At 71.1% G+C, this 16,301-nt stretch carries 14 protein-coding genes and 1 pseudogene; 5 read left to right on the forward strand and 10 right to left on the reverse strand.

Annotation, left to right across the window (positions count from 1 at the left end):
• Nucleotides 1-637 precede the first annotated feature (637 nt).
• Nucleotides 638-1,549: an ectoine hydroxylase gene (thpD, locus tag B042_RS0102745; protein WP_028646947.1), complete on the forward strand. Its 912-nt coding sequence runs from the start codon at nt 638-640 to the stop codon at nt 1,547-1,549.
• Nucleotides 1,550-1,697: 148 nt separating this feature from the next.
• Here the strand turns inward: thpD and B042_RS21735 are convergent, their stop codons facing one another.
• The 3 genes from B042_RS21735 to B042_RS0102760 form a co-directional block, all read right to left on the reverse strand.
• On the reverse strand, nt 1,698-5,171 hold the full coding sequence (locus B042_RS21735) for a TcpE family conjugal transfer membrane protein (protein WP_051415416.1): 3,474 nt from the start codon (nt 5,169-5,171) through the stop codon (nt 1,698-1,700).
• 17 nt (nt 5,172-5,188) lie between these two features.
• Complete coding sequence (locus tag B042_RS0102755) at nt 5,189-5,509, reverse strand: hypothetical protein (protein WP_028646948.1); 321 nt, start codon at nt 5,507-5,509, stop codon at nt 5,189-5,191.
• A gap of 71 nt (nt 5,510-5,580) precedes the next feature.
• On the reverse strand, nt 5,581-6,510 hold the full coding sequence (locus B042_RS0102760) for a conjugal transfer protein (protein ID WP_028646949.1): 930 nt from the start codon (nt 6,508-6,510) through the stop codon (nt 5,581-5,583).
• Between the two features lie 403 nt (nt 6,511-6,913).
• On the opposite strand from B042_RS0102760, the gene B042_RS24220 reads away from it, so the two are divergent.
• Nucleotides 6,914-7,249 (forward strand): hypothetical protein, encoded by a 336-nt coding sequence (locus tag B042_RS24220; RefSeq protein ID WP_051415417.1) that lies wholly within the window; start codon nt 6,914-6,916, stop codon nt 7,247-7,249.
• 167 nt (nt 7,250-7,416) lie between these two features.
• On the opposite strand, the pseudogene B042_RS26315 reads toward B042_RS24220, so the two are convergent.
• Nucleotides 7,417-7,749 (reverse strand): annotated as a pseudogene (locus tag B042_RS26315) (hypothetical protein); the annotation flags it as partial.
• 377 nt (nt 7,750-8,126) lie between these two features.
• On the reverse strand, nt 8,127-9,212 hold the full coding sequence (gene ychF / locus B042_RS0102775; RefSeq protein ID WP_028646950.1) for a redox-regulated ATPase YchF: 1,086 nt from the start codon (nt 9,210-9,212) through the stop codon (nt 8,127-8,129).
• Nucleotides 9,213-9,352: 140 nt separating this feature from the next.
• On the opposite strand from ychF, the gene B042_RS21745 reads away from it, so the two are divergent.
• Nucleotides 9,353-10,657: a DNA recombination protein RmuC gene (locus B042_RS21745; RefSeq protein ID WP_081748555.1), complete on the forward strand. Its 1,305-nt coding sequence runs from the start codon at nt 9,353-9,355 to the stop codon at nt 10,655-10,657.
• 184 nt (nt 10,658-10,841) lie between these two features.
• Nucleotides 10,842-11,372: a DUF6542 domain-containing protein gene (locus tag B042_RS0102785; RefSeq protein WP_028646951.1), complete on the forward strand. Its 531-nt coding sequence runs from the start codon at nt 10,842-10,844 to the stop codon at nt 11,370-11,372.
• Here the strand turns inward: B042_RS0102785 and B042_RS0102790 are convergent.
• From B042_RS0102790 to B042_RS0102805, 4 genes are all read right to left on the reverse strand, one after another.
• Nucleotides 11,369-11,629 (reverse strand): exodeoxyribonuclease VII small subunit, encoded by a 261-nt coding sequence (locus tag B042_RS0102790; RefSeq protein ID WP_028646952.1) that lies wholly within the window; start codon nt 11,627-11,629, stop codon nt 11,369-11,371. The two genes, B042_RS0102785 and B042_RS0102790, sit on opposite strands and share 4 nt — an antisense overlap.
• Before the next feature lies 1 nt (nt 11,630).
• Nucleotides 11,631-12,857 carry an exodeoxyribonuclease VII large subunit gene (gene xseA, locus B042_RS0102795; RefSeq protein WP_028646953.1) on the reverse strand — a complete coding sequence of 409 codons (1,227 nt, stop codon included), beginning with the start codon at nt 12,855-12,857 and terminating at the stop codon, nt 11,631-11,633.
• Between the two features lie 58 nt (nt 12,858-12,915).
• Nucleotides 12,916-13,377, reverse strand: a complete 462-nt coding sequence (locus tag B042_RS0102800) for a DUF3060 domain-containing protein (RefSeq protein WP_051415419.1) — start codon at nt 13,375-13,377, stop codon at nt 12,916-12,918.
• A gap of 162 nt (nt 13,378-13,539) precedes the next feature.
• Entirely contained in the window at nt 13,540-14,145 is a 606-nt protein-coding gene (locus tag B042_RS0102805) for a hypothetical protein (protein WP_028646955.1), read from the reverse strand.
• Nucleotides 14,146-14,442: 297 nt separating this feature from the next.
• On the opposite strand from B042_RS0102805, the gene B042_RS0102810 reads away from it, so the two are divergent.
• Nucleotides 14,443-15,414 carry a 4-hydroxy-3-methylbut-2-enyl diphosphate reductase gene (locus B042_RS0102810; protein ID WP_051415420.1) on the forward strand — a complete coding sequence of 324 codons (972 nt, stop codon included), beginning with the start codon at nt 14,443-14,445 and terminating at the stop codon, nt 15,412-15,414.
• Between the two features lie 58 nt (nt 15,415-15,472).
• Here the strand turns inward: B042_RS0102810 and B042_RS0102815 are convergent, their stop codons facing one another.
• Nucleotides 15,473-16,018 carry a DUF4245 domain-containing protein gene (locus B042_RS0102815; protein WP_028646957.1) on the reverse strand — a complete coding sequence of 182 codons (546 nt, stop codon included), beginning with the start codon at nt 16,016-16,018 and terminating at the stop codon, nt 15,473-15,475.
• Between the last annotated feature and the right edge of the window lie 283 nt (nt 16,019-16,301).

Here is a 16,301-nt window from a genome sequence, read left to right on the forward strand (position 1 = left end):
GCCTCCCCCACCGCCTGTGCCACCTTCCCATAGTGGTGCATGGCGCTGCGGCAGAGAAGCGGACGGGGTTCCGGCGTGGCCGAATCCGCAGTACCGAAGTGCCGGGGGAACCCACGCTTTCCGGGCGGAGGCGGACGCGGTGCGGCTCGGTGAGGGCACAGCGGTGTCGGTGCAGAGGGGGCGGCGATAGGCGTGGACCGGGCGACCGGGGGGCTGCGGCGCGCAGGAATCAGACCCGGGGAAGGCGACCACCACCGGAAAACCACGTCCTGTAGCAGATTTCTGTGATGTAGCACACAACAAAAGTGCACCTTGAGGCCCGATCAGACCGCCCGAACACCACCACAACGGGACGACCTGGGAAGACTCTCTTCACGTCGACCAGAGACCGCGGTCCGCACGAGACCCCAGGTAAGGCACACCTTCACACGCCGGACACCGGACAAAAGAAGAGGAGGAAGAAATCCGATATTCAATTTCCGCCCATATAGTATTACTGTCATACCCGCATGACTAATAGGCAAACATCACGCACGGAATTCCCGCCATAAAGCATCCGGGATATTTGTTAAGTTCACGTGTCGCAAGGACAACCGTCTACCCCAGTGAGAGGATGAGACCCGCAAGGGGATCGGCCATGACTCTGCAGATGGATGCTCCGACCACGGCCACGGACGAGTACCCGACCCGGAAGACCGGCGAACCCGCCCTCCTGTACCGCAGGGACCCCGTCGTCTGGGGCTCCGGCGACGACGGCCCCTTCTCCTCCGAGGAGATCGGGGCCTACGACGAGCGTGGCTACACGCAGATCGAGAACCTCGTCACCGCCGACGAGGTCCGCTCCTACCAGACCGAACTGGAGCGTCTCGGCTCCGATCCGCAACTGCGCGAGGACGAGCGGGTGATCGTCGAGCCGGCCTCCGACGAGGTCCGATCGGTCTTCGAGGTGCACAGGATCAGCAGGGTCTTCTCCGGCCTCGTCCACGACCCGCGCCTGGTCGACCGGGCGCGCCAGATCCTGGGATCGGACGTCTACGTGCACCAGAGCCGGGTCAACTACAAACCCGGTTTCGGCGGGGGGTCGTTCTACTGGCACTCAGACTTCGAGACGTGGCACGCCGAGGACGGTATGCCCCGGATGCGCGCCGTCAGCTTCTCCATCGCGCTGACGGACAACTTCCCCCACAACGGCGCCCTGATGATCATGCCCGGGTCGCACCGGACGTTCGTGTCGTGCGTCGGCGAGACCCCGGACGACCACTACCGCTCCTCGCTGAGGAGCCAGCACGTGGGCACCCCGGACCAGGGTTCGCTGACCGTGCTGGCCGAGCGGCACGGCATCGACGTACTGACCGGCGGTGCCGGGGGTGCGACCGTCTTCGACTCCAACTGCATGCACGGCTCCGGGGGCAACATCACGCCCTACCCGAGGTCGAACGTGTTCATCGTCTTCAACAGCGTCGAGAACGCCTGCGCGCGGCCGTTCGCCGCGAGCGGCCCGCGCCCGGAGTTCCTGTCCGCTCGGGACTTCACCCCGGCGGGCCGCTGACCCGGCCGCTTCGCCCCGTTGAGCGGACGCTCAGCGGGGCGAAGCCGCGTGCGGCGCACAGCACACGGCCCCGGGACGCACCGGGGCCGTCCCCCGGCGCAGGGGCCGGATCCTCGGCCGTGCCCCGGCCCGTGCACACCGGCGACGCCTAGGCCTTCGGGCGGGCCAGGGCACTGACCAGCACCCCGCCCAGGGCCGTGTGGGCGCGCCGGGTGGCCGAGCGCAGAGCGTTCACGTCGACCCTGCTGTAGGAAGAGCCGAGGTGGTCGTCCCACGGGATGCGGACGATCGCACGGCACCGGCCCCGGGCCACCCGCTCGGCCGCGTCGACGGCCTCCAGGCTCCTCTTGCTCACCCCGTTGACCACCAGCACGGCGTTGGAGCGCAGGGCGCCGTAGCCGTTGCCGTCCAGCCACTCGAAGGTCATGGAGACGGCGCGCTCCGCGTCGGCGCTGGCCGGGGCCACGAGGACTAGGCCGTCCGCGACGGGCAGCGCCCGCGCCACACCCGTGGCCGCGGGGTCGAGGAAGGTCACCCCGTAGAACCGGCCGAGCAGGTCGGTGAGCTGGCCGTAGTCGCGCTCGTCCAGGGTCTGGACATAGGGGTCGTCGAGGGTCTGGACCACCTCCAGGCCGCTGCCCGTCCGGGCCGTGTAGGCGTCCATCCGCTCGCGGTCCCCGATGCCCTCCGCATTGGCGAGCAGGGCCGTGAGCGTCTCTGAGGTCTGCGCGCCCACACGTCGGGAGAGCCCGTTGGGGCCGGGGTTGACATCGACCGCCACGACCGGATCGTCGCGGTGGGCGGCCAGGGTGTGCCCCGCCAACAGCGCGGTGATGCTCTGGCCCGCCCCGCCGGTGCAGCCGAGCACCACGACACTCCGCGGCCCGGGCAGGGGGGCGCGCAGCCGGGCGGCGTCGCTGTCCGAGACGTCGGAACGGGTCGGCGCGCTGCTTCCGGCGACCACCTTGGCCAGACGGCGCCAGCCTCGTGTGCCACCGGAACCGTCGGAGGCGCCCTCCGTGCGCCCGGGGGCGGAGGGCGCGGGTCGGCTGGAGGGGGCCCCGCGCGGAGCGTCTCCGAGCCGGTCCTGCTCGCCGGTGCCGTGGTCGAGTTCGAGGCCGTTTCCGGAGTCCCGGCCGGGGTCGGCTGAGGCGGAGGGCCGGTTCCCGGTACCGCGCACGGGCTCCTCGCCCGGGACCGGCTCACCGAAGAGGTCTCCGAGGCGGCGCGCGTTCCGTGCGACCCGGTGGAAGGACTCGCTGTCGTAGGGCTCCGGCGCGGCGTCGCGCCCCGCCTCCCTGGAGGCCGCTTCGGCGGCGCGCTGCTGGGCGAGCATGTTCGCCATGCTGGGGTGGGCACGGGGGTCGCGAACGGCGCCCTCCGCCTCCCGGTCGGCCCCACGACGGCGGGCGAGGGCCTCGGCCTCGGCCTGTTCCAGGTCCTGTTCGGTGCGCCGCGCAACCGCGGAGGCGTCGGAACGGGCGTCCCGGTCCTGGTCGGGGTGGACCGGGTGCGCGGGCTCCTCCCGGACCTCGACGAAGCTGGACAGCTCGCCGGTGCCGTGGTCGAGCTGTGTGGGGGGTTTGGCGCTCTCAGCGGCGTCCCCGGCCGCTCCGGCCGTGTCGGGACCTGCGGTCTCGGCGCCCCGGGGAGCGCCGTCTCCGGCCGCGTCGGAACCGGGGCCGACGGTGCTTCCCTCGTAGAGTTCGCTGGCGTGGATGACCGGGTTGCCACGGTCGCCCACCCTGGGCTGGTCGGGGTGGCGCCTCTTGCCGTCCTCGAACCATGCCGGGTCCTCCGCTCCGCGTTCCTCGGCCGGTACGGCGTCGGCGAAGGCGGGGCGGGGCGGAGCGGGGGTGTCGGCCCTGCTGAGGTGCCGGTCGAGCACGGACAGACGCTCGCTCCGCTCCTCCTCCCGGTCCGCGGCGGGCCCGGTACCGCCGCCGTCCAGGACCGCGAGAGCGTCCTGCTCACCGGTGCCGTGGTCCAGTTCCGGAACGGTTTCGGAGGCTGGGGGCACCTCAGCGGCCTCGGCGGTCTCCGTGGGTTCGGCGACCTCGGGCGCGGTGGGCGTCCCGGCTGCGTCGGCGGCGGGGGCGTCCTCTCCGGGACGGACGGTGTCTCGGGGGGCCTCGGCGGGACCAGCCGCCTCAGCGGAGGCCCCCGCCCCGGGGGACGCGGCCCCGGGTAGCAGCCAGGGCGCGGCCGCGGGCTCCTCCTCGGCGGGGCGGCCGGTGGCCGCGGCGAACCGCGCCGCGTAGTCGGACAGGTCACCGTAGGGGCCGTCGTCCGTTCCGGGCCCAGACGGATCGGTCCGCCGTTCGGGAGCGTCCAGTTCCCAGGGCGCGGCGTGCGGGCGCGGACGACGGGCCGGAGGCTCCGCTGGGCTATCGGCGGGCAAAGCGGCTCCCCGGCCCTCTGCCGGCTCTCGGGGCGGGGGTTCGTGCCCGGTGCGGCGCTCGTCCAGTTCCCTGGCCACCCTGATGCCCTGGACACGGCCGCGCAGACGGCGGGCGGGGGTCGGGTCCGCGGGGTCGGGTTCCGGGTCGAGTGCGGACACCACCTCCTCGGCACGGCGGCGCTCGTCCGCGCGCACGTCCTCGGAGGCGACGGCGTCGGCGAGTTCGGCTGAGCTCAGCGCCGCGGTGTCGCCGACCCGGTAGGCCTCTCTTGCGCTGAGTCCTACGGGGGTCTCCCCTGAGGAGGCGCGCAGGCGGGCGAGCCACTCCTCACTGGGACGCTCGTCCTCGCCCTCTCCCGCACCACCGTCGGCGGGCCGGCCGCCGGACGCGGGCGGCGGGGACCAGAAGGGGGGTGCCCCCTCGGGGCCGTGTGCGCGGCGGCCGGAGCGCTCGTCCGGGCCGGTCTCCTCCGTCTCCTCCCGGGAGGCACGGGGAAGGGCGAAGCCGAAGTAGTTCAGGACTCGGCGGCCCACACCGCGCCGGTCCGCGGCGGGCCCGGTGTCGCGGGCCGCGACGGGTGCGGCCGCCGTCCCGGCGTACACGGGCTCCTCAGCGGCGGGGGCCAGAGCGGGGACCAGAGCGGGGACCGGTTCGGGGACGGGAACCGGCTCGGGAGCGGTCCCGCTCTCCGGGACGGTCGGCTCGGGCTGCTCCGCCAGGGGCGGCACGGCCTCCGCCGGGAGGCGTCCGAGCGCCTCCCCGGCGGGGAGTCCGTCGAGCGACACGGCGGGCCGGACCGGCTCGGTTCCGCGCCGGTCGGCCCCGGGCAGCGGCCCGGCGTCCGGATGGCGGTGCCACACCCGTACCGCCACCCGGACCTGGCCGGGTTCGTACTCGGGTGCCAAGCGTGTGTACACCCGGGCCTCGGTGAGGAAGCGGGCCTGGGAGATGAGCAGTTCGGTAAGGCGCTTGCCCTCGATCACCGGCCGGGTCGCCAGGACGGTGATCACACCGGGCGGCACCACCCACAGCACGAGGTGCCAGCCGTTGCCGAAGGTGAACGGGGCGTTGAGGACGCTGAGCAGCACCACCCAGAGCGCGAAGACCCCCAGCGCGACCCCGAAGGTCCCCACGGGGAGCGGCATGGGCAGCCGGAAATCGTAGAGCTTGTACAGCCGCTTCTCGATACGCCAGATGTTGGTGTACGTGGGCAGATCCACGTTCCCGGCCCCCTCGCCTATTCCGTCGTCACACCCATGGCTCGGGCGAGCGCCACCGCGATGACCTCGATGATGCCGGGTACGTAGAAGACGATCCCGATGAAGATCGCCAGGATGATGAACTGCGCGAACCGCGTGATCTCCCGGGTGAAGAGGAAGAACACGGCCACGATGGAGACGATGACGAGGAACAGGGGGCCGAAGAAGCCGCGTAGGAAGTCGGCGAGGCCGCCGGTGTCGGGGGCCTGTGCCGGCGGGCTCTCCGACGCGAGGTGGAGGAGGCCGGGACCGGCCGCCTGGGTGAGGGCGTCGGCGGTGGAGGACAACAGGGGGAGCATGTCAGGCGTCGCCCTCCGGTGTGGTCGCTGCTGTGCGCATGGTTCTCCTCGTCTCCTTGCCTAGGGCCCCGTCAGCCGCCGAACGAGTGCGGGGCACCCTGAATGTCCCGCACGTGCCACTCGTCACCAGAGTCGACGACGGTGACCAGGTAGTCCTGTACCAGTTCGCCCGCTTCTCCACCGTCGGATCCCGGGACCGTCCAGTGGACGGTGACCGGTACCTGTCGTACGTCATCATCCCCGGTCGAGGACCGCACCGGCACCGTGATGTCGGACAGTTCGGCGAATTCCAGGCTGCTTTCCGGGAGCGGGGCGATCGAGGCGCCCTGCTCGACGAAGCGCTCCAGGAACTCCGGCTGGCCCGCGTAGGCCTCGAAGAAGCCGGGCAGTACCTCCTGGAGCTGCTGCGCGGCGAGGGGGTCGGCCTCGAAGGCCGTCGCCTGGGGCAGGGTCGCGGTGGTGGGCGCGGCCAGCAGCGCCGGGCGCCCGGAGACCACCAGTGCGTCGCCGTCGGCGTACACGGGCACGTCGAGACGCATGGGATCGCCGTTGACGTCGGCACGGACCACGACGACGGCGTTGTGCTCGTCGAGGACGTCGACCGCGATCACGGTGAGGTTCTCACCAGTGAGGCTGTCGGCCGCGGTGTTGAGGCCGGAGGCTTCGCCCTCGGGTACGTAGGCGGCGAGTTCGCCGAGGCGCCGCTCGGGGTCGGAGGTGTCCAGGTAGACCTCGGCGAAGCGGAGCGCGAACGCCGCGGAGGAGGTCTCGGGGTAGGCGTCGGGCGGTGGCGGTGCCGACTCCCCCGCACCGCCGGACAGGGCGAGGCCGCCGCGCAGGGGGAACCAGATGCCGTTGAAGACGACGACGATGATGAACGCCCACAGCACGGCCCGTCCCACGCCGACCCACCAGCGTCCGCCCGCCCCCGCCCGGGGCCGTCGGGCCGGAGGGGCGTCGAACCCGGTACCGCTGTCGCCGTACCGCGACGGCTTCGCCATCCCCGCCTCCTGCGCTGTCGTCGCCGCCCGGTGTGGACGGCCCTTCGCCATGCCCTTGTCTACCCCATCCCTATAGTGAGCCATTGTGGGGGTTGGGCACCGACATCGTCTCTTCGCGTTTCCGCAACTGTGGACAAGTCGTGCTTCCCAAAATACGCAAAGCACGCGCAAAGGGTAGATATCTCGGGCAACTGGAACGACCATCCTTCAGGTCAGGCAATTTCGGACATCCAAGATGCCTGTTACTGACTCGATAAAAATGAGCCGTCTCCCCCGTCCGGCGGGAAACCGTTGACCGGATGTGACCCGTCTCCCTGCGCGGACACCCGCGCGCCGATCCGGCCACTGGCCGGATTCGGCCCGGCCCTACCCTCCGTGGTCGACGGCGGGGCACAATGCGCTCATGCGATGGCTGTGGACGGCGGTTCTGGGATCGGTGGCGCTCGTACTCGCGGGGGCCTGGGCACTGCCCCGGCTCCTGCCCGACCTGGACCTGGGACTGAACGACCTCTCCGACCTGTCCGGCATCGGCTCCCTGGCCGTGGGCCTGGCCGCGCTGGCGGTCGCGGTGTGGACGGCGATCAGCCAGCGCAGAGGGGGCGGCGGGCGGAGCGGTTCCGCCGGTGCCGGATCGACGAGGAACACGGTCTCAGGAGACGTGTCGGGCACCGTGGTACAGGCCGAGACCATCCACGGCGGGATCGACCTCGGCGGCTCCGGCAACGCGGACCGCGACTGAACCGCGCGGCGGCCCGATCCGAACCTTTCGGGAACCACGCCAGTGGTGGTACCGGACCGCGATGATGACCTCGCCGCCTGTGACCACGGAGACGATCCGTTGCTCATCGTCCGCCGCGACCAGGCGTCGGGAAGGTGGTACTTCAACGGCTCCGGCTGACCGGTCCCGGAGAAGGGACGGCGGCGGACGCCATCGGTCAGCCTGTTGATGCGGGTGAGCGTCTTCCGGTCGATCCGAGGCCAGGATGCGCAGTCCCCCAGCCTCGGTCCTCGAACACCGGTCGCTTCATTGGAGGTCCCCGGAGCCAGGACCGGCTCGCGCTCGGCGGCCCGCAGCGCGCTGCCGTACGACTCGAGCAGGCGGAGAGCGTTCTCCGGCGGGCACGGAAGGTAGGTGCCCTCCCGAAGCCCGGCACCGTCCTCAGCCGAGACGAGTACCGCGTTGCCGTGCCTCGAGACGATCTCGACAGCGCCGCGGTCCTCGTTGACCTGCTTGCCCAAGGGGACAGGGATCTGCGCGCTTCACCCGCCGGTGATGGACATGCCTACCTCCAGAGGGGAACCGCCACAGCAGTGGTACTGAATGAAGTGCCACTCACTTCAGCCTGCTGAGAGCCCGCTCCCAGGACCTGTGCCGCCCAGGGGAGCGGGCGGCGAGGCCGGGCCGTTGGTCCCCGGCCCGGAGGCGACGCGGGTTTGGCCACCCGCGACCGAGGGTGGCCTGACCGGCGGGTGCGTCCACACCCTCCCGGCCCGGTCCCGAGCGTCCTCCCGGGGTGAGGAACCGCAGGCCCGCACCCCGGCACGGGGTCGGCAAAACCGTCAAACGTGCCGAGACGCTGACCGAGCACAAGAACCGCACAGGTTCGGTCTCAAGCTCAGACGTTGAAGCGGAACTCCACGACGTCGCCGTCAGCCATCACGTAGTCCTTGCCCTCCATACGGACCTTGCCCGCGGCACGGGCGGCCTGCATGTCGCCGGCGGCCACGAGGTCGTCGTAGGAGACCACCTCCGCCTTGATGAAGCCGCGCTGGAAGTCGGTGTGGATGACCCCGGCTGCCTCGGGGGCGGTCGCGCCCTTCCTGATCGTCCAGGCCCGCGCCTCCTTGGGCCCGGCGGTCAGGTAGGTCTGCAGCCCCAGGGTGGCGAAGCCGACCCGGGCCAACTGGGCCAGGCCCGCCTCTTGCTGTCCCATGGACTCCAGGAGCTCCTGGGCCTCCTCCTCGTCCAACTCGGCCAGTTCCGCCTCGATCTTGGCGTCGAGGAAGATCGCCTCGGCCGGAGCGACCAGCTCCTGGAGCTTGGCGCGCAGGGCCTCGTTGTCCAGGTCCCCGCTGTCGAGGTTGAACACGTAGATGAACGGCTTGACGGTGAGCAGGCTCAGCTCGCGCAGCCGGTCGGTGTCCACGCTCTCGGCCGCGTAGAGGGACCGCCCGGAGTCGAGGATGTCCTGGGCCTGGCCGGCCGCCCGCAGCAGCTCCTGGGCGTCCTTGTCCTTGGCGTTGCGCTTGGCGTCCTTCTCCAGACGCGGGAGGGCCTTCTCCAGGGTCTGGAGGTCGGCCAGGATCAGCTCGGTGTTGATCGTCTCGATATCGCGCGAGGGCTCCACGTCGCCGTCCACGTGCGTGACGTCGGCGTCCTCGAAGGCGCGGATCACCTGGCAGATGGCGTCGCTCTCGCGGATGTTGGCGAGGAACTTGTTGCCCAGGCCCTCACCGGTGGAGGCACCTCGCACGATCCCCGCGATGTCGACGAAGTCCACCGTCGCGGGCAGGACCTTCGCCGAACCGAACATCTCGGCCAGCGCGCCGAGGCGGGCGTCGGGCACCCCCACGACCCCGACGTTGGGCTCGATGGTCGCGAACGGGTAGTTCGCCGCCAGAGCGTCGTTCTTGGTCAGCGCGTTGAAGAGGGTGGACTTGCCGACGTTGGGCAGGCCGACGATCCCGATAGACAGACTCACAACGTCAGAGTCTATGCGTCCCGGCGGCCGGTCCGTCCGGGGGCGGCGACAGACCCCGACATACCCGATCCATCCGGCTTTCCGCACCGGAGCGCGTGGCTCGCCCCCGATCCCCGCCGAGCCTGGCAGCATAGGGCGCCATGGACGGCCTCCCCTACGTCATCGTGCTCCTCGTCGGCGCGGCCCTGGGCCTCGCGGTCGGCTGGCTCCTCGCCCGCGCCCGGACCGCCGAGGAGCGCGCCCGCGCCGACGCCGCGCACGAGCGCGCCGCCTACGTCGAGGAACGGTTGGCCGACCGCTTCCGCGCCCTGTCCGCGCAGGCGCTGGACGAGACCAACCAGCGCTTCCTCGACCTGGCCGAGGGCCGTCTGCGGGCGGTCGGCGCCCAGGCCGGCGGCGACCTGGACGAGCGGCGGCGCGCGGTGGAGCGCATGGTGGAGCCGCTGACCGCCACACTCGACCGGGTGGAGGCCCGGCTGCGCGAGGCGGACGCGGGACGGGCCGCCGCCCACGCCGAACTGTCACGGCAGGTGGAGATGGTGCGGGAGGGCTCCGAGCGCCTGCGCGACCAGACGCGTTCCCTGGTGGCCGCCCTGCGCCGACCGGAGGCGCGCGGGCGCTGGGGCGAACTCCAACTGCGCCGGGTCGCGGAACTGGCAGGGATGGGCCACCACTGCGACTTCGACGAACAGGTGAGCACGGCGGGCGGGGCACGGCGCCCGGACATGGTGGTGCGGCTGGCCGGGGGGAAGAGCATCGTGGTCGACTCCAAGGTGCCCCTCGCCGCCTACCTGGACGCGGTGGAGTCCGCGGACGAGTCGGTGGCCGCCGAGCGGCTGCGCGCCCACGCACGGCACCTGCGCACCCACGTCGACCAGCTCGCCGCGAAGACGTACTGGGAGTCGTTCGCACCGGCACCGGAGTTCGTGGTGCTGTTCGTGCCCGGTGAGGCCTTTCTCGCCCCCGCTCTGGAGCACGACCCCGGCCTGTTGGAGCACGCGATGGCGCGGAAGGTGCACATCGCCACCCCCACGACACTCATCTCCCTGCTGCGCACCGCACAGTACGCGTGGCAGCAGGAGGCCCTGAGCGAGAACGCCCGTGAGGTGTTCGAGCTGGGCAAGCAGTTGCACAGGCGCCTGTCCACGCTCGGCGGCCACGTGGAGGGGCTGGGCCGGGCCCTGGGCAGGACGGTGCACGCCTACAACCAGACCGTCGGCTCCCTGGAGAACCGCGTGTTGGTGACGGCCCGCCGGTTCCGGGACCTCGGGATCGTGGAGGCGGACCTGGAGCGCCCCACGGGGGTGGGGGAGGGGCCACGGGCCACCTCCGCCCCGGAACTGCTGGAACAGGAACGACCGGAACCCGAGTTCGACGAGATACGGACAGAGGCCAAAGGTCAGCAAGGACATCCCAAAATCAACGCCGAGGAGAGTGCTCACTGAGAGTGACCGGCACGCGATGCGCAACCGGTACGCCCCATACCGGTGCACTGACGAGAGGGAACGTGATCACCTCGGAAGTCGTCGGCCGCCGAAACGACGACACGGCCCAAGAGGGAGTCACAAGATCCTCACGGCGAATGACACACTGAACACCGTGAGTAACACACGGGGAGGGCGAACCACGATGCCCCCGAGGAAAGCGGCGAAGCCCGGACACGCACCGCGCCTCGCGCGCCCCTGGGACCAGGGGCGCGGTGCCTCTCGCGGGAGGAGACCCGACCGGGTCGGCCCGCCACCCGACCCCGCCCCGGCCCGGGGAGCGCCCCGCCTGACCGGGCGCGGCGCCGTCCTCCTGATCTGCGTGCTCAGCTTCGCCGGAACGATGGTGGCGCACGCGGTGTCCGTGCCCGCCGTCCCGGGCCTGGCCTTCACCGTGGCCTGCACGACTACCGCGTCCCTGGTCCGCCCGAGCGACCTGCTGTCGCTCTCGGTCAGCCCACCCATCGCCTACTTCGTCGCCGTGACCGCCGCCGAGGTCCTCATGGCGCTGGGCCACGAGGGCTTCTCCCGCGTCCTCCTGCTCGGGCTCGCCTCCCGCCTGGCCGAGATCGCCCCCTGGCTGTTCCTCGGCACGGCCCTGGTCCTGATCATCGGTGTCTTTCGGGGACTGCCCGGGAACATCCGCGAGCTGAACGACCGGTTCAACGGGCGCTAGAAGGGCGTGTCGCCCTCCTCGGGCCCCTCGCCCCGGCGCTCGTCCATGGCCGCGGCCAGCGTGGCGCGCGCGCCCTCCAGCCACTGCTCGCACACACGCGCCAGCTCCTCGCCGCGCTCCCACAGTGCGAGGGAGTCCTTCAGGCTGAGCCCTCCGGACTCCAGTCGGCGGACCACGCTGTTGAGCTCTTCCCTGCTCTCCTCGTAACTCAGCTCGGGCTCGTCCGCGGCCCGCTCCTCGGCCTTCTTCTGCGCCATGTCACTCCTCGCTCTCGTCGGTGCGGACCCCGTCCACGATGGCGGTCACGCTTCCCTCGGCCAGGCGTACGCTCACTGTCTCCCCCGGAGCCGTCTCCTGTGCCGACCGCACCACCGAACCGTCGTCGCGGCGCACGATCGCGTAGCCGCGCGCCAGAGTGGTGGCCGGTGACAGGGCGTGCAGACGGGCACGCGTGTGCGCCAAGCCGTCGCCCGCCCGGTCCAGCGAGACCGTCAGGCTCCGTCGGGCGCGGTCACGCAGTTCCAGGACCTGTTCGGTGAGCCGGTCGACCTCCCTGACCGGGCTGGCCAGCGCCGGCCGTGAGCGGATGCCCTCCAGCCAGGCGGCCTCCCGTTGCAGGCTGCCCGTGATCACGCGACGCGCACGGTCGCGCAGCTCACGGATGATCTGCGCCTGCTCCCCCACGTCGGGGACGGTCCGCTTGGCGGCGTCGGTGGGGGTGGAGGCGCGCACGTCGGCGACATGGTCGAGCAGCGGCGCGTCCTGTTCGTGGCCGATCGCGCTGACCACGGGCGTGCCCGCCGCCGCCACCGCGCGGACCAGCGCCTCGTCGGAGAAGGGCAGCAGGTCCTCCAGGGAGCCGCCGCCGCGGGCGATGACGATGACGTCGACGTCCGGATGGGCGTCCAGTTCCTTGAGGGCCTCGGTCACCTCGCGGACCGCTCGGTCGCCCTGCACCGCGACCGGCCGGACCTCGAACCGGACCGCGGGCCAGCGGCGGCGGCCGTTCTCCAGCACGTCGCGCTCGGCCGCGGAGTCGCGCCCACAGACGAGGCCAACCGTGTTGGGCAGGAAAGGCAGCGGCCGCTTGCGCGCGGCGTCGAACAGGCCCTCGGCGGTCAGGGTGCGGCGCAACTGCTCCAGCCGGGCCAGGAGCTCGCCGAGCCCGACGTGGCGGATCTCCAGCGCACGCAGGGAGAAGGTGCCGCGCACCTCGTAGAAGTCGGGTTTGGCGTGCACGACCACACGCGCGCCGGCCTCGGGCGGCGGGCTCTGCGCGTCCAGCACCGACCTCTGGCAGACCACGCGCACGGACACGTTGGCGACCGGATCGCGCAGCGTGATGTAGGCCATCCTGCCGCGCCGGCTGAGCTCGGCGATCTGGCCCTCGACCCAGATGCGGCCCAGGCGTTCGATCCAGCCGCCGACGGCGCCCAGAACGGCGCGGACCGGTTGAGGCGCCTCGGCGGAACTCTCCATCCCCATACCGGTCGACCCTACGGGAGGGCGGTGACGATTCGGGGGACGACCGGTCGGAACGGGGTCAGCTCTGGGCGTTTCCTCCCTGGGAGACGTCGTTGCCGGTGCCCAGGTTGTTCGTGGCGGGCTCGCCGCCGGAGTAGTAGACGGTGTTGTCGGCGCCCATCACGGTGATGGTCTCGACGGTGCCGATGTGGACGGTCATGTTGCTGCCGAGGACGGTGACCGCCGCGCAGTCGCCGTTGAGGACGACCTCTCCAGCGTTGGCTGTGATGTTGACGGAGCGGCCCTGGCAGTCCTCCGTGACGGTGCCGTCGGCGGTCGCGATGTTGAGGGTGTTCTCCCCCTCTCCGGTGACGGACGTGTTGCCGTCCTGGTCCGTGGACACCGAACCGTCGCCGTTGCCGACGCTGACACCGTCGGGGTCGAGGGTGACCTCCCCACCGCCAGGAAGGTCCGCGGTGCATCCGGTCGTCCAGAGCCCCGCCGCCAGGAGAGCCGCCGCGCCCAGGGATCGCTTGATCATGGAGAACCTTTCGGTCGGAGAGGGCACACGAACGCGCCCCGTCTGCCCGGGTAGACGTCCTCCGTCACCGGAGAGTTCCCCAATAGTGACCGAAACGAATCCTGCTCCGTTCCGAAAACAGGGGGCCGCCGTCGGAACGGCGGCCCCCTCGACACGGCTCCCCTACTCGGCGGTCTCGAGCTTGGCGATCCGGTTGTCATACATTTTGATGAAGTCGGACCGGCCCTGGTGGGCGACCTCGTAGGCCCGCAGGTCGCGGACCTGGTCGATGGTGAGCTTGCGCAGCCGCGCCCGGACCGACGGAAGGGTGAGCTCGTCGTAGGTGGGGACGGCCAGCTCGTCGGCGCTCGGGGCGTTGCCCTTGCGGACCTTCTCCAGCACATCGTCACTGGAGACCGCCGTGTCGGCCTCGGCAACCGCGATCTCCTCCGCGATCTCCTCCGCGTCGGCGGGCTCCGCCTTCTCCGCCGCCGGAGCCTCGGGCTGGGGCTTCCCGGTGGTGGTCTCCGTGGTTTCGGCGGGCTTCTCGGCCTCCGCCTCGGCTGGCTTCTCCTCGGCCGGGGCCGCCGTGGAGGTCTCGGCGGCCTCCGAGGCGTTCGCGGTCTCGGAAGCCTCCGGGGTCTCCACGGTCGCGTTGGCCGTGGCGGCCTCCGCCTTCTCGACGGCGGGCTCCGCGACCGTGTCGGAACCCGTGGCGGGCACGGACTCCTTACGGCCGAAGATCCCCTTGACCATGGTCATGAACTTCGTGACTGTCGGATTCGACATAGGACGGGGGCTCCTGATGCTCTCGGCTCGGTGGGCCGGCGGCGCGCGTCCATCAAACCAGGCAAGGCCGAGCTGAGGGCGAACCGCCTATGGACAGATGCGACGATGAACCAGGATAGAGGAGGGAGAACGGCATGAGCAGGGGATAAGTGAACGATTTCGCCACTTCGACTCCGAACCGGATACGTCCTGTTCCCGAAGCGTCACCTCACGCCAGACGCGCCCCGGATCCGCCCCCTCCGATGCGTTTCACCACATCCGCCCTGCGAGTGCCCCAAGGCACCTAGGATGTGGGGCATGACTGCTGCGACGACCGCGACGAACCAACGCCGTGTCCTGCTCGCCAACCCCCGGGGGTACTGCGCCGGTGTCGACCGCGCGGTCATCACCGTGGAGAAGGCCTTGGAGCAGTACGGCGCCCCGATCTACGTACGCAAACAGATCGTGCACAACACCCACGTGGTCCGCACGCTGGAGGAGCGCGGCGCGATCTTCGTCGAGGAGACCGAGGAAGTGCCCGAGGGGGCCATCGTCGTCTTCTCCGCCCACGGCGTCTCCCCGGCCGTCCACGAACAAGCCGAACGCCGCAGCCTCAAGACCATCGACGCCACCTGCCCCCTGGTCACCAAGGTGCACAAGGAGGCCAAGCGCTTCGCCGCCGAGGACCGGGACATCATCCTCATCGGCCACATCGGCCACGAGGAGGTCGAGGGCACCAGCGGCGAGGCTCCCGAGCACATCCAGATCGTGGAGAGCCCGGAGGAGGTGCACAAGGTCGAGGTCCGCAATCCCGACAACGTCTCCTGGCTGTCACAGACCACCCTGTCGGTGGACGAGACCACTCAGACCGTGGACGCGCTGCGCGAGCGGTTCCCCAACCTGCTCGACCCGCCCAGTGACGACATCTGCTACGCCACGTCCAACCGCCAGGACGCGGTCAAGGCCATGGCTCCCGAGTGCGAGCTGGTCATCGTGGTCGGCTCCGACAACTCCTCGAACTCCGTCCGCCTGGTGGAGGTCGCGCTGGACGCCGGCGCGAACGCGGCGCACCTGATCGACAACGCCTCGCTCATGGACGACTCCTGGCTGGAGGGCGTGACCACCGTGGGGGTGACGAGCGGTGCGTCCGTGCCGGACATCCTGGTGCGCGAGCTGCTCGACAAGCTGGCCGGACACGGGTACGGCTCCGTGACCCCGGTGACCACCGCCGACGAGTCGCTCACCTTCTCGCTCCCCAAGGAGCTGCGCCGCGACCTGCGCGCCGAGTAGTCGGCACGGCATCTGACACACGCGTGCGGTCCCGCCGGTCCGGCGGGACCGCGTCGTGTCAGGCCCGTTCCGCCCCCGCTCCGTCTCCGGTCTCCAGACCTGCGGCGAGGTGGGCGAGTTCGTCGGTGTCGGCACTGCCCGCGACGACCAGTGTCACACCTTCCCCGTACATGACCAGAGCGCCCCAGTCATCGGACTCGTAGTGGTCCCACTCGTGTCCGCTGACGGCGACCGTGCCAACCTCCGGGGCGCCTCGGACCTGCTCCCGGACGAACACGGCGGGGTCCCCGTCGCTCTGGACCAGCCGGGCGTGGCTGTCGGCCGCAGTGGCGAAGCCGACGCTCCACTCGACCGGCCCGGTCGTGTCCAGGTTCGAACTCGTGGGGGTCCACCCCTCCTCCACCAGGTTCTCCGACGGCACCGCCACCGGGTAGTCCGCGGCCTCGCGCAGGGAGGTGAGGTCGAACCGGTAGTCGACCTCCGGGATGTTCTCCCCGGACCGGGCGGACACCACGAAGGCCATCAGCAGGAGGATGCCGACGAGGATGCCGAGTGAGGCGGCGTAGTTGGAGAAGGTCGCGTGGGACCGGCTGCTTTGACTCATGGCACTTCCCAGCTTGCCGCAGGTCCGCGACCGCTCCGCCCCGGGGTGGCCGTAGCGAGTCACGGAGAGCCGCGGTGCCGACCGCCGCCGTGGCACTGTCGGCGGCGGGCCTCTGGGCGGTGGCGGCTACGGCGTGCGGATTCGGTTGAGGATGGCGGGCGACAGACGGAAAACAGCGCCACCAGGCATCCGTTGAGGGTGGTGGCGGGCGACAGACGGAAAACAGCGCCACCAGGCGTCCGTTGAGGGTGGTGGCGGGCGACAGACGGAAAACAGCGCCACC

It is taken from the genome of Nocardiopsis sp. CNT312 (genome assembly GCF_000515115.1).
In the GTDB taxonomy this organism is placed as follows: Bacteria; Actinomycetota; Actinomycetes; order Streptosporangiales; family Streptosporangiaceae; genus Nocardiopsis.